14 protein-coding genes are annotated in these 13,059 nt (G+C 71.7%); 8 read left to right on the plus strand and 6 right to left on the minus strand.

The annotated features are described in order from the left end of the window. Nucleotides 1–5 precede the first annotated feature (5 nt). A complete protein-coding gene (locus PV396_RS10440; RefSeq protein WP_319202863.1) occupies nt 6–413 on the plus strand; it encodes a MarR family transcriptional regulator in 408 nt (135 codons plus the stop codon). Continuing rightward, the gene (locus tag PV396_RS10445; RefSeq protein WP_319202865.1) at nt 382–639 is read left to right on the plus strand and encodes an FAD-linked oxidase C-terminal domain-containing protein; all 258 of its coding nucleotides are present in this window, start codon (nt 382–384) and stop codon (nt 637–639) included. Before PV396_RS10440 ends, PV396_RS10445 begins: the two co-directional genes overlap by 32 nt. On the opposite strand, the gene PV396_RS10450 is transcribed toward PV396_RS10445, so the two are convergent. Continuing rightward, nucleotides 595–1,005, minus strand: coding sequence for an SseB family protein (locus PV396_RS10450; RefSeq protein WP_319202867.1), 411 nt, complete (start codon nt 1,003–1,005; stop codon nt 595–597). The two genes, PV396_RS10445 and PV396_RS10450, sit on opposite strands and share 45 nt — an antisense overlap. A gap of 249 nt (nt 1,006–1,254) precedes the next feature. On the opposite strand from PV396_RS10450, the gene PV396_RS10455 reads away from it, so the two are divergent. Together PV396_RS10455 and PV396_RS10460 are read left to right on the plus strand one after the other, a co-directional pair. Further along, the gene (locus PV396_RS10455) at nt 1,255–2,520 is read left to right on the plus strand and encodes an alpha-L-fucosidase (RefSeq protein WP_319202869.1); all 1,266 of its coding nucleotides are present in this window, start codon (nt 1,255–1,257) and stop codon (nt 2,518–2,520) included. A 136-nt stretch (nt 2,521–2,656) separates the two neighbouring features. After that, nucleotides 2,657–3,841, plus strand: coding sequence for a helix-turn-helix domain-containing protein (locus tag PV396_RS10460; RefSeq protein WP_319202871.1), 1,185 nt, complete (start codon nt 2,657–2,659; stop codon nt 3,839–3,841). A gap of 73 nt (nt 3,842–3,914) precedes the next feature. On the opposite strand, the gene PV396_RS10465 is transcribed toward PV396_RS10460, so the two are convergent. Both PV396_RS10465 and lnt read right to left on the minus strand, forming a co-directional pair. After that, complete coding sequence (locus PV396_RS10465) at nt 3,915–4,409, minus strand: NUDIX domain-containing protein (protein WP_319202873.1); 495 nt, start codon at nt 4,407–4,409, stop codon at nt 3,915–3,917. A 66-nt stretch (nt 4,410–4,475) separates the two neighbouring features. Next, nucleotides 4,476–6,086 carry an apolipoprotein N-acyltransferase gene (gene lnt / locus PV396_RS10470; RefSeq protein ID WP_319202875.1) on the minus strand — a complete coding sequence of 537 codons (1,611 nt, stop codon included), beginning with the start codon at nt 6,084–6,086 and terminating at the stop codon, nt 4,476–4,478. Nucleotides 6,087–6,308: 222 nt separating this feature from the next. On the opposite strand from lnt, the gene PV396_RS10475 reads away from it, so the two are divergent. Further along, nucleotides 6,309–7,373, plus strand: a complete 1,065-nt coding sequence (locus tag PV396_RS10475; protein WP_319202877.1) for an O-antigen ligase family protein — start codon at nt 6,309–6,311, stop codon at nt 7,371–7,373. Between the two features lie 24 nt (nt 7,374–7,397). On the opposite strand, the gene PV396_RS10480 is transcribed toward PV396_RS10475, so the two are convergent. Both PV396_RS10480 and PV396_RS10485 read right to left on the minus strand, forming a co-directional pair. After that, complete coding sequence (locus PV396_RS10480; protein ID WP_319202879.1) at nt 7,398–7,961, minus strand: hypothetical protein; 564 nt, start codon at nt 7,959–7,961, stop codon at nt 7,398–7,400. A gap of 62 nt (nt 7,962–8,023) precedes the next feature. Next, complete coding sequence (locus PV396_RS10485) at nt 8,024–8,809, minus strand: glutamate racemase (RefSeq protein ID WP_319202881.1); 786 nt, start codon at nt 8,807–8,809, stop codon at nt 8,024–8,026. A 70-nt stretch (nt 8,810–8,879) separates the two neighbouring features. On the opposite strand from PV396_RS10485, the gene PV396_RS10490 reads away from it, so the two are divergent. Then, nucleotides 8,880–10,046 (plus strand): glycosyltransferase, encoded by a 1,167-nt coding sequence (locus PV396_RS10490; protein ID WP_416071391.1) that lies wholly within the window; start codon nt 8,880–8,882, stop codon nt 10,044–10,046. 9 nt (nt 10,047–10,055) lie between these two features. Here PV396_RS10490 and PV396_RS10495 read toward each other — a convergent pair whose 3' ends face one another. Then, complete coding sequence (locus tag PV396_RS10495; RefSeq protein WP_319204047.1) at nt 10,056–11,351, minus strand: TerD family protein; 1,296 nt, start codon at nt 11,349–11,351, stop codon at nt 10,056–10,058. A 275-nt stretch (nt 11,352–11,626) separates the two neighbouring features. On the opposite strand from PV396_RS10495, the gene PV396_RS10500 reads away from it, so the two are divergent. Together PV396_RS10500 and PV396_RS10505 are read left to right on the plus strand one after the other, a co-directional pair. Then, a complete protein-coding gene (locus PV396_RS10500; RefSeq protein ID WP_319202885.1) occupies nt 11,627–12,067 on the plus strand; it encodes a DUF6643 family protein in 441 nt (146 codons plus the stop codon). A 41-nt stretch (nt 12,068–12,108) separates the two neighbouring features. Then, nucleotides 12,109–12,933, plus strand: coding sequence for an MOSC domain-containing protein (locus PV396_RS10505; RefSeq protein ID WP_319202887.1), 825 nt, complete (start codon nt 12,109–12,111; stop codon nt 12,931–12,933). Nucleotides 12,934–13,059 lie beyond the last annotated feature (126 nt).

Consider the following 13,059-nt stretch of genomic DNA (forward strand, 5'->3'; position numbering starts at 1 on the left):
GTTGCATGGCAGCGAACACGGCCGGTACGGGGCTGGCGGACCAGTGGCGGGACATCCTGGCGGCGCATGCGCGCACGATGTGCGAGATCGACCGTGTGCTGCATCCGCACGGACTGGGCGCGAGTGACTTCGAGGTGCTCGATGTCCTCGTCGCGGAGGAGGCGGCCGCGGCTGCCGCCTCCGACCCGGGTGAGAAGTGCCGGGTTCAGGACATCGCCGGGCGGGTCCATCTGAGCCAGAGTGCGCTGTCGCGGCTCATCGGGCGGCTGGAGAAGGACGGGCTGGTGGAGCGCAGCATGTGCGTGGAGGACCGGCGGGGGGTGCGGGTGGCTCTGACGGAGCGGGGGCGTGCGGTGCACAGGGAGGTTCTGCCGCTTCAACGTGCGGCTCTGGCACGCACGTTGGGGAGCTGAGTCCTGGAACGGTGGTTCGTTCAGCGCGGGACGGTGGGGGCCGATCGCGCAGTTCCCCGCGCCCCTTCAGGGCGCGCTTCACCGGGCCCCCGCCGCCCACTCGTCGCAGCGGCGCATCAAGGACGCGTTCGATCCGCGAGGCATCCTCAATCCCGGCAAGTCCCTGTGGCCGGACGGGGGTTCAGTACTTGAACTGCCTGGCCAGCAGGGTGCGTACGCCCTCTGAGGTGACCGTCATCCCGTGCGGGGAGGCCGCGTCTATGGTGAGCGAGAGGTTGCCGGTGGGCCACTGTTCGGCGAGCGCGCCGAGCGGGATCAGACGGTAGCGGGAGACGGACGGCAGCAGTTCGGCCAGTTCGGGTTCCGAGGTGAACACGGGCACGGCTTCCCGGCCGTCCGGTTCCTCCAGGACGGGCAGCGCCACTGTCGAGGGGTTGCCGGCGTCCACGTCGCTGACGTCGTCCGGCACGGGCACCAGCACGTCGCTCATCGCGAGGACGTCCAGCGCGGTCGGATCCTGGCTGTTGTCGGCGAGGGCGTCGAGCGCTCGCCTGGCCGGTGTGGCGGTTTGCCGACGTGCGGGTGTCTCCATGATGGGTCCCCTGGTGGTGGAGGTCGGGTGGGCCGCCCGGGACACGGCGGCCCGGGCATGGTGCCAGGGCGCATACCCGGCGGGGTCCCGGGCATGCCTGGCCCGGGGGCACGACATGTCGCTGCTTCGGGCCGCCCTTGGCGGTACCGATCCTGCCGGGCCGCCCCGAGCGCCTCCATGGTGAAAACGGACCAGTAGTGGTGACCCGCGCCCACGCGCGCGCCGCCGGCCCGTGCCTAGCGTGGGCACATGCCGATGCAACCCTGGTTCCCCGATGCCAAGCTGGGCATCTTCATCCACTACGGCATCTACGCCGTGGACGGCTGGGCCGAGTCCTGGTCCTTCTACACCGGTGAGGTCACGCACGAGGAGTACATGAAACAGCTCGATCGTTTCAGCGCCTCGCACTACGACCCCAGGGCCTGGGCGGAGCTGTTCGCCCGCGTCGGCGCCCAGTACGCGGTCCTCACCACCAAGCACCACGACGGCGTGGCCCTGTGGGACACCGACCACCGCAACCTGGACGTGGTCCGGGACACCCCGGCGGGCCGTGACCTGGTCAGCGGCTTCGTGGACGCTCTGCGGGAGCAGAACCTCAAGGTCGGCCTGTACTACTCGCACTCCGACTGGAACCACCCCGACTACGCGAGCGAACGCCACCCCGGCCCGCACATCGTCGAGCCCAACGACTACTCCCACGCCCGTCCCGGCGAACAGGACCCCGAGGCCTGGGCGCGCTATCTCGCCTACCGCGACGGGCAGGTGGGCGAGTTGGTCGAGCGCTTCCGCCCGGACGTCCTCTGGTTCGACGGCGAGTGGGAGCGCACCGAGGAGCAGTGGCGGATGCGGGAGCTGTCCGAGCTGATCCTGGCGGGCAACCCGGAGACGATCCTGAACGCGCGCATGCTCAGCTACGGCGACTACGCCACCCCCGAGCAGGGCGTTCCGCTGATCGCCCCGGACGGTCCGTGGGAGCTGTGCCTGACGATCAACGACTCGTGGAGCTACCGGGCCACGGACCGCGACTTCAAGTCGGTGCGCCAGCTGGTGCGTTACTTCACGGAGACGATCGGCATGGGCGGCAATCTGCTGCTCGGGGCCGGTCCGACGGAGGACGGCACGATTCCCGCGGAGCAGGTCGAGCGTCTGGAAGGGCTCGGCGCGTGGGTCACCAAGCACGCCGAGGCCGTGTACGGCACGGTCGCTGGCCTGCCCGCCGGGCATCACTACGGGCCGAGCACGCTCTCCGCCGACCGGCGCACCCTGTACCTGGTCTGCTTCGACGCGCCCCGTGAGGCCGTGTCGATCAGGGGCCTGCGCAACGCGGTACGGCGTGTCTCGGTCGTCGGCACGGGCGCCGAGCTGGGCCACCACGTCACCGGCGGCCTGGACAAGGTGCCGGGCGTGACCTGGATCGACGCGCCCGGGGCAGCCGACCTCGACGAGTACGCGACCGTCCTGGCCGTGGAGCTCGACGGTGAGCTGGACCTCTACCGGGGCGCGGGCCGCGACTGACAGGGCGGGCCTGTCTCCGCCGACCCATCGCCAACAGCACGTCGACTCCATCACAGGACATGACATCCAAGACAGGAGTTCGAACGAACACCCTCCTGGGCGGACCGGCCGCCAACGGCGCCATGAGGAGGGCGACATGGGGAATCTCTTCAGGACACTGCTCAGACAACTCGACAGCAACGCACGACACGCCACCGGGGTCTACCGGCGTGAGGTCGCCGAGTACGAGGTGCTGGAGCGGGACGTGCGCGCACGCGCGGAAGCCCTTGAGTACACCGTGTGGTTACGGCGCAAGACCATCGATCTGGCGGACAAGGAACAGCCCCTGAGCGCCGACGATCTCGCGCTGATGGCCTCGGTGGGCGAACAGCGTGCCGGAATGGGCCTGTCCTTGCCCGGCCACCAGCAACTGGTCGTCGCGCACACCCGGTTGCTGCTGCGCGAGATCGACCAGGCGACCGGCCCCGGCGACGGTGACGACCTCATGCGTCTGATGCGCTGGTTCGGCCCGCAGGGCACCCGCGGCGGCGAGGCCTACCTGTCGGGGTACGTGGCGGGACAGCGACGCCGTATGTCGCTGGCCGGCCGGGTCCGGATGCTGGCGGAGGCGCTGCTCGCCGACGATCCGGCCGCGTCGGGCCTGGCATCCGGGGTGGGGATGCGCGTACACCCGCGCTATCGGGTCACCGTGATCCGCGTGCCCGGCCGGCAGCGGCCCCCGAAGGCCCGCCGCGAGGAGATCACCGAGACCCTGCTGCGCCGCCGTCAGGTACCGATCTTGTGGCACGACCCCGCGGAACTGGTGGCCCTGACACCCGAGCACACCGGTGAGCCGGCCGATGCGGCGACGACGCCGACCGGGCAGGAACGCGCGCAGTCCGTCGTCCAGGACATCACGGCGGCCGTGGGCGGCACCTGCGCGATCGGTACGAGTGTCGGTGCGACCGGTGCGCTGGCCGCTGTCCTCGCCCAGGCGCGGCGGGTGAGCCGGGTCGCGCCGATGAAGTCCGGGCAGCAGCATCTGCACACCATGGCCGACGTCTTCGTCGAGCTGGGGGTCACCCGGCTGCCGGAGGTCGACGACTGGCTGCGCGACATCGACAGGAGCCTGTCCCGGGGGCCCGATCTCGTCGCCACGCTGGACAGGTACTACCAGCTCGACATGGACCGGGCGCGCACGGCGACGGCCCTGAACGTCCATCCGCGCACGCTCGACTACCGCCTGCGGCGCGCACACGAGCTCACCGGCATCCATCCGGGCTCCACTCGCGGCGTACGCGTCCTCAGCGCCGTCGTGACCCGCTCGCTCGCCCGGGGCTGAAGAGGGCAACCCCGCACTCAGGAGGGCCCGCCGGACGTCCGGCGGGCCGCTCACCCCGCTGTCGCCGCCCCGCTCACTCGAAACTGGCGAAACCCGTGGTGTCGAACCAGGTGGGCGCCTCGGCCTCGGACATCGCCTGCTTGATCCGGAACAGCGAGAACTCGTTCAGTTCCGGCAGCGCGTCCACCGCGAACCACGCGACGTCCAGGGACTCGTCGTCATTGACCCGGGCCTCCCCGCCGACGGCACGGCAGCGGAAGGTGATGTCCATGTACTGGCAGACGTCGCCGTTCTCGTACGTCACCGGGTCGAGTGCCTGGACGAGCACGACCCGCTCGGGCACGCACCGGACAGCCGTCTCCTCGTAGACCTCCCGCACCGCGCAGGCCGCCGGCTGCTCACCCGGGTCCGGGATGCCGCCGACCAACGACCACTTGCGGGTGTCGGTACGGCGGCCCAGGAGCACTCTGCCCTCGTCGTCGAAGACGAGGGCGGTGACACCGGGGAGCCAGAGCAACTGGTGGCCGGCGGAGGCACGGAGAGCGCTGATGAAGTCAGGAGTAGCCATGACCCGACCCTAACGGGCCGGTCGGGTCACCCTTGTTGATCACGGGGGCGTGGCACCGGCGTACGGCTACACGCCACCGGCGCGCCGCCCGCGCATCCCGGCGCCGATCGCCCAGCCGAGACCGCCGGCGGCGACCAGGACGAGGAGCATCTCGGGCAGGATGCCGAGCTCGGTGGCGGGTGTCTTCGAGGAGCGCAACGGCACCTTCTGGACGAGGTGGTCGGCCACGAACATGCCGGTCTTCTGGGTGATCCGCCCGTCCGGCATGATGATCGCGCTGACACCGCTGGTAACCGGGACCGTGACGGTCCGGCTGTGCTCGACCGCGCGGATACGGGACATCGCGAGCTGCTGGTAGGTCATCTCGCTGCGGTCGAAGGTGGCGTTGTTGCTCGGCACGGAGATCATCTGGGCGCCGTGGGTGACGGTGTCGCGCACCGCCCAGTCGAAGGCGGCCTCGTAGCAGGTGGCGAGGCCTACCTTGGCGCCGTCCATGGTGAAGACGCCCGGCTTGCTGCCCCGGCTGAAGTCCTGGTGGACCATGGTGGTCCAGTTCTTGTTGATGTGTTCGAGCAGCGAGCGCAGCGGGAGGTACTCACCGAAGGGCTGGACCTGCCGCTTGTCGTACGTCTCGGTGGGGCCCTTCGCCGGGTCCCACAGGATCTGCTCGTTGTAGAGCTTGCCGTCCCGTTCGACGACCCCGCCGACCGAGATGGGCACACCGACCGCCTGGGCCGCGCCCTCGATGACCGCGGCGGCGTCGGGGTCGGCGAACGGGTCCACGTCGGAGGAGTTCTCCGGCCACAGCACGAAGTCGGGCTTGGCCACCTTGCCGGCCTTGACATCGGCGGCCAGCCGCAGGGTCTCCCGCGCGTGGTAGTTGAGTACAGCCTGCCGCTGGGCGTTGAAGTCGAGGCCCGCGCGGGGCACGTTGCCCTGGATGAGGGCGACGGTCGCGGTGCCGTTCTCGGCCTTGTCGCTCACCAGCGTCCGTGCGGCCAGGGCGCCCACCACGGGGACGGCCACGCTCAGCGCGGCGACGACCGCGGCGATACGGGGCACCACGCCGGTACGTCGCCACTCGATCAGCTGCCGGACGACCTCGTACAGCCCGAAGCCGCACAGGACGACCGCGAAGCCGAGCACCGGGGTGCCGCCCAGCGCGGCGAGCGGCAGGAAGACGCCGTCTGCCTGGCCGAAGGCGATCTTGCCCCAGGGGAAGCCGCGGAAGGGCACACGCGCGCGTGCGGCCTCGCCCGCGATCCACACGGCCGCGGCCCACAGCGGCCACCCGGGCAGCCTTGACACGGCGGCGATGCCCACGCCGACCAGCGCGATGAAGACCGCCTCGACGGCGACCAGCGCCAGCCAGGGTCCGGAGCCCACCTCCACCCCGGTCCACACCAGCAGGGGCAGCAGGAAACCGAGCCCGAAGAGGTAGCCGAGACCGAGTCCCGCCTTCCATGACCGGCCGCGCAGGACCCAGCCGAAGAGTCCGAAGGCGGGCAGCGCGAGCCACCACAGGGTGCGCGGCGGGAAGCTGACGTACAGCAGCACTCCGGCGAGCGCGGCGGTGGCGGCCGGCCAGAGGCGCAGCAGCCGCGCGCGGCGCGAAGCGGGCGCGAGCTGCGGTTCGAGCTGGTCCGGCTCGTCTATGGAGGGAGCGGTGACGGTCACTCCGGGAGTGTACGGCGCCTGACCCGGACGCCGACAGCACGGTCCCGCGGGTACGGGTGGGCCCGCACGGCCTCACCTGCCGCATCGTTTCTGCGCAACTCGTCCACAAATCGTCCACCAGCCGTTACGGTGTGCCGGAGCCTCTGACGTGCGCGCCGGCGACGGCCCCGTACGGTCGGGGCCCGTCACAGGTCGGGGGGCGACGGGTTGGGATCCACGGGGATGACGTCGGCGACGGACGCGCCGTCGGACGGGGAGAGACGAAACGTTTCGGACGCGGCGGGCGTCGTCGTGCTGGGCGCCTGTGCCGTCTGGTCGCTGATCACGGCGGCCGCCCACGACGGCCGCCCCGAGGGCGTGCTGCTGGCGGTGCTCGCGGTGGCCGCCGGTTACGCGGCGGGCCGGATCTGCGGGGCGCTGATGCCCGTCGCGGCCCCCTGTACGGCTGCGCTGGCCGGGCTGGGCCTCGCGGTGGCCGCCCCGCACGCGCTGCCGGGGCCACGGATCGCCACCCCCGTCGGGCATCTCGGTGCGGTGGCCGCGCTGCTGGTCCTGGCCACGGGCGCCGCCTGCTGTGCCGCCTGGGCGGCCCGGTCGCCGTCGCTGCGGCTGGCGCTGCGTGCACTGGCCGCCACGGTCACGGTGGCGTCGGCGGTTCTCGGCTCGGTGGCCGGCTTCGCCCTCTGTGCCGGCGTCCTGCTCTGCTCGCTGGCCGCCGGGCACATGCCGCGCCGGGGCGTGGGGCTCGCGGGGCTGGCCCTCACGGCGGCCCTGATGACCGGGACGGCGTGGGCGGTCGCCGAGAAGTCGCTGCCGGACGGACTGTCCGACTCGCTGGAGGGGCAGCTGACCGGGAACCGGGTCCAGCTGTGGCGCGACGCCCTGATGATGGCGCACCGGGACCCGGCGGCGGGGGTGGGGCCCGGCAGGTTCTCGGAATTCAGCGAGGCGGCGTCCCTGTCGCTGCCGGCCGAGGCGAAACCGCACTCCGCGCCGCTCCAGCAGGCGGCCGAGGAGGGCGTGGTCGGTGTGCTCCTGCTGGCGGCGGTCTTCTGCTGGGTGCTGTACACCCTGTGGCGCACTTCGCGCTCCACCGCCGTCGCGCTGACCGCGGGAGCGGCCCTGACGGCTCTGGCGGCCCTCGCGACGGTCGGCAACGTGCTGAGCTTCACCACGGTGACCGTGGGCGCGGGCCTGCTGGCCGGCCTGGCCACGGCCCGTCCCCTCGGCTACGAGACACCGGACACGGCGACACCACGCGCGCGGGAGCAGCGAGAACATCTGTGAGCTGAGCACGAGAGCGACTCGAGGTCAGCGCGTCGCCCCGGTGGCGCCCCGCAGCCGGTCCCTGATGACGCGTACGGCCGCCTCCGCGTTGTCCACCGTGATCGTGAACGTGTGTCCGTCCCCGAGGCGCAGCACCACTCCCTCGCCCTGACGGACGACGACCGCGGTGCCCTGGTGGGGCCGCCAGCGATAGCCCCAGCCGCCCCACTGGCGCGGGGTGACCCTGGCCACGAACTCCGCGCCGACGATCTGGGACAGCGGAATCCGGCGGCGGGGCAGGCCGATGTGGCCGCAGCGCACCTCAAGGGTGTCCTTGTCGACCTTCACGGCGACGTGCACGAACGCGATGGTGCCGAAGAGGACGAGCACCCCGGCCGCGATACACCCCACGACGGACATGACAAGCGGTGCGCCGGACGTCCACGCCGAGTCGATCGCCAGCTCGATACCGAGTGCCATGAAGGCGCAGCCACCGAGCGCCAGCAGCCACTGGGCGCGGTTGGTCGCCCGGCCGGTCCAGATCTCGGTCGGCACGGGCTCGTCGGTCTCGTCCGCTTCGACGTGCTCGCTGTGGGGGTTGTCCCTCATATGTTTGAGAGTACTCAGCTTCCGCTGCGCGGGCAGCGGGTTGCGGAGGGTGACTGCTCCGGTCAGCGGACGGGGGTGGCCGTCTGCAACAGCCGGCCTTCCTCGTAGGCGAGCGCGGGCGCGGGCAGCGGGCTCACGGTGCCGTTCAGCAGTGCGGTGAGGGTGCCGTCCGGTGACGCCCCGGGCGCGGCCTGGGCGCCGAGCCTGCGGAGCGTCTGGGCGGCCACCGCGCCGGCCGAGCCGTGCAGGACGAGCGGCGGGCGGCCGGGCTGCTGGACGGCCGCGCGGATGCGCTCGGCGACGAGTTCGTAATGGGTGCAGCCCAGGACGACGGTCGTTACCTCGTCCGGGGTGAGGGCGGCTGCGGCCGCGATGGCGTCGGCGATCGCCTTCTCGTCCGCGTGTTCGACGGCTTCGGCCAGTCCCCAGCAAGGCACCTCGGTGACCGTGACGCCCTCGGCGAAGTTCCGGATGAGGCCCTGCTGATAGGGGCTGCCGGTGGTCGCGGGGGTCGCCCAGATCGCGAGGGGCCCGCCGCCCGCGGCGGCCGGTTTGATCGCCGGGACCGTGCCGATGACCGGCAGCGCCGGTTCGAGGCGGGCTCGCAGGGCGGTCAGGGCGTGCACGGTGGCTGTGTTGCAGCCGACGATGAGGGCGTCGGGCCGCTGCGCGGCGGCGGCCTCGGCAACGGCCAGGGCGCGCTCGGTGAGGTCCTGCGGGGTACGCGGGCCCCACGGCATGCCCGCGGGGTCCAGGGAGAGCACGAGATCCGCGTCCGGCCGCAACCGCCGTACCGCCGCGGCCGCCGGGAGAAGTCCGATTCCGGAGTCCATCAGCGCGATCTTCACCCGGTCACTATAAACGGGGTCCCCCTACGGGCCTCGGGGGTGGGGCAGACTGCGGCGGGTGAGCGCCGTTGTGTGGATCGCCGTCGGATCACTCGCCGCCTGGCTGTGGCTGCTGCTGTGCCAGGGCTTCTTCTGGCGTACGGACGTCAGACTGCCGTCCTACGACCGGGAACCGGAGTCCTGGCCGTCCGTCTGTGTCGTCGTGCCCGCGCGCGACGAGGCGGCCGTCCTGCCCGCGAGCCTGCCGTCGCTGCTCGCGCAGGACTATCCGGGACGGGCGGAGGTCTTCCTGATCGACGACGGCAGTTCGGACGGCACCGGGGAGCTGGCCCGGGAGCTCGCGCGACGCCAGGGCGGGCTGCCGCTGACCGTGGACTCGCCCGGTGAACCGCCGGCGGGCTGGACGGGCAAGCTGTGGGCCGTACGCCACGGCATCGGCCTGGCACGCGCGCGTGGACCCGAGTTCCTGCTGCTGACGGACGCGGACATCGCCCACACGCCGGACAGCCTGCGGACGCTGGTGGCGGCGGCCCGGGGCGGCGGTTTCGACGCCGTGTCGCTGATGGCCCGGCTGCGCGTGGAGAGCGTCTGGGAGCGGCTCGTCGTACCGGCCTTCGTGTACTTCTTCGCGCAGCTCTATCCCTTCCGCCGGATCGGGAGGAAGGGCACGCGGACGGCTGCTGCGGCGGGCGGATGCGTGCTGCTGCGGACGGAGGCGGCCGAACGGGCCCGGATCCCGGACGCCATCCGGCACGCCGTCATCGACGACGTGGCACTCGCGCGGGCCGTCAAGGGCGGCGGTGGCCATATCTGGCTGGGGCTCGCCGAGCGCGTGGACAGCGTGCGGCCCTACCCCCGGCTGCACGACCTGTGGCGGATGGTCTCGCGCAGCGCGTACGCGCAGTTGCGCCACAGTCCGTCGCTGCTGCTCGGTACGGTGCTCGGCCTCGCCCTGGTCTACCTGGTGCCGCCGTTCGCCCTGCTCGCCGGGCTCGCCACCGGGACGACCCCGGCGGCGGTGTGCGGCGGCCTCGCGTGGCTGGTGATGGCGGGGACGTACGCCCCGATGCTGCGTTACTACGGGCAGCGGCTGTGGCTCGCGCCGCTGCTGCCCTTCACCGCGTTCCTGTATCTCCTCATGACGGTCGACTCGGCGGTGCAGCACTACCGGGGGCGGGGCGCCGCCTGGAAGGGACGGACGTACGCCCGTCCCGAACCCGCCGCGGAGGAGAGCTGATCCGCCGCGTCATTTTCGGCCGGGGGTCCAGTTCATTCCCCAGCCGTAGGCGTGGTCGACGGTCCGCTGCGGGCTCACCCCGCGCTCGGGCACGAGATAGCGGGCCTCACGCTGGACGATCAGATCGCCCCCGGTGTTGGTGATCAGGGCGAGCGCGCACACCGTGGAGGGCACCGTGCACTCGTCGAGCGAGAAGTCGACCGGCGCGCCGTTCACCGGGGTCAGGGTGACCGTGGCGTGCAGGTCGGCGAAGGAACGCGCACCGGCGTAGATGGTCACGAAGACCAGGATGCGCCGGAAGGCCTGCTTGCGGTCCAGGTTGACGGTGAGGTTCTCGCCGCTCGACATGGCCCCGGTGCGGTCGTCGCCGTCGAGATGGATGTACGGCGGCTGGTGCAGCGCCCCGAAGGCGTTGCCGAGGGACTGTACGACGCCCTTGCTGCCGTCGGAGAGCTCGAACAGAGCGCACAGGTCCAGGTCGAGATCGGAGTGCTGGGCGACGGCGCGGCCGAGTTTGCTGCCCCACCCCGAGAACTGCTTGTGCACCTGCCAGTTGAGGTTGACGCGCAGGGCGCCCGAGGTGCCGCCCTGTTTGGTGAGCGAGACGGACGGGGCCTCCTTGGTGAGCGTCACCTTGGTCAGCCGTACCGGCGTCGCGGGAGGCGCGGGCGGGGGCGCGGTCACGGGCCGTGCGGGCGCCGGGGACAGGGGCGCCGGGGGTGCCGCGGGCACGGGTGCGGCCGGGGCGGGTGCGGGGACGGCGGTCTGGGGGGCGGGCGCGTGCTGGGGCTCGTCCACGGTGATGCCGAAGTCCGTGGCCAGGCCCTCCAGCCCGCTGCTGTAGCCCTGTCCGACCGCGCGGAACTTCCACGCGCCCTGCCGGCGGTAGAACTCGCCCAGCACGAAAGCGGTTTCGACACTGGCGCCCGCGTTGTCGAAGCGCGCGACGACCATGCCCTGCGCCGCGTCACGGACCTCGATGTACAGGTCGGGGACCTGCCCGAACGTTCCTCCGTCGGCGGAGGCCGCGAGGACCACGGTCTCGACCGCCGGCTCCACGCGCGCGAGGTCGACGAGAAGGGTGTCCGTCACCCGGCCTCCCGCGTCCCGTTTGCCCTCGTGGCGGACCGCGCCGGAGGAGTGCACGGGCTGGTTGTAGAAGACGAAGTCGCTGTCGGAACGCACCTTTCCGGCGACCAGCAGCAGCGCGGAGGCGTCCGCGTCGGGCACGCCCGGACCGGAACGCCAGCCCAGTTCGACCCGGAGTGCGGTCGTCGGTACCGGAGCGTTGGATCCCTTGGACATTGACATGGCTGCCCCCATCTCTGCCGGCCTCGCGGGACAACCTATTCTCCCGGGCCCGCGGCCTCCTGTTGAACTCCCTTGCCGAACGCGGGAAGAACGCGGGGCGACCCGTCGGTAACCCGCCCGGAACCTGGCCTTTACCTGATCTCAGCATGACGGGGTGCCCCTTTTTGGCAAGTTCGCTCGCATTGGGGGTCCCAAGTCACCGCCGACACGGAAAACAACCCTCTTATCGGTCTCCCCAACCAGCTCATCGTGGGCTTAACTTATGTGCCATGACCTCCCCCCGCTCCACCTACGGCGGCGGCTACTACTCCGCCTTCCCGGACACTCCGATCTACGACTCGCTCGTCGCCGAGCGGGGCACTCCTCAGATCGCCCCGATCCGGGTCCCCGCCGCGTACGACACGGGCAGCAGCAACCTGCCCGCGCTGCCGTCGGCGCTTCCCGCACTGCCGGCCGGGCCGTCCCAGCAGGCCCCCTCCTACGGCTACCCGCAGGCGCAGCAGCCCTCGCCGCTGCAGCAGGCGCCCGCCGCCTACATTCCGCAGCAGGTACCGCCGCGTGGTTACCCCGGCGGCCAGCCGATGCAGCAGCAGCGCCCGGCGCCGATGGCCACCGGTTACGAGGCGATGCGTCCTGCGGCCCCCCGGCCCGCGCAGCCGCAGTACCAGGATCCGTACAACAACCAGCAGCAGCAGTACCGCGGGTACTGATACCACCCCGGAATGTCCGTGCCTGCTGGCACGATGGCGGTATGGGGAATGCGGAACTGCACTCGATTCACATTCATCCGGTCAAGGCGTTCCGGGGCCAGGCGCCCCGGCAAGCCGTGGTGGAGCCCTGGGGGCTGGCCGGAGACCGACGCTGGGTTCTGATTGACGCCGGGGGAAAGGTCGTCACACAACGCCAGCACCCGCGCCTGGCGCAGGCCGCCGCCGAACTGCTGCCCGACGGCGCGATCCGGCTGTCCGCGCCCGGTCGCGCGCCCCTGACCGTGCCCGTCCCGGAGGTGACGGGCACGACGACGGTCGACATCTTCGGCACCAAGGTGCAGGCGGTACTCGCGGGCGACGACGCGCACGACTGGTGCGGCGGATATCTCGGCGAGGACGTCCGTCTTCTGCACATGGACGATCCGGGCACGCGTCGCGCGATCGACCCCGAGTTCGCATCGCCCGGCGAGACCGTGAGTTTCGCCGACGGCTTCCCGCTGCTGCTCACCACGCTCGGGTCGCTCGACGCCCTCAACTCGCTGATCGCGCAAGGGGATCGCGCTCAGGAGGGCCCGCTGCCGATGAACCGCTTCCGGCCCAACGTGGTGATCTCGGGGACGGCCGCCTGGGCCGAGGACGACTGGTCCCGGATCGCCATCGGCGAGGTCTCCTTCCGCGTGGCCAAGATGTGCGGGCGGTGCGTGGTGACCACCACCGACCAGGAAACCTCCGAACGCGGGCGGGAACCGCTGCGCACGCTCGGGCGCCACCGCCGCATCGACAACCAGTTGATCTTCGGCCAGAACCTGGTCCCCGAGACTCCCGGCACGATCGGCGTCGGCGATCCGCTGAGGATCCTCGAATAGGGGGATTGGTCCCGTGGGCGGGAACACCGGCACCGGGCCCGGCCGTTGGGTTTGTGAGAAGTGCATGAGACGGGCCGGTGGGAGCCGGTGAGGGGTGATTTCCCTCTCTCTTCGACCGGCGGCATG

The organism is Streptomyces sp. ME02-8801-2C (assembly GCF_033793965.1).
Lineage (GTDB): Bacteria > Actinomycetota > Actinomycetes > Streptomycetales > Streptomycetaceae > Streptomyces.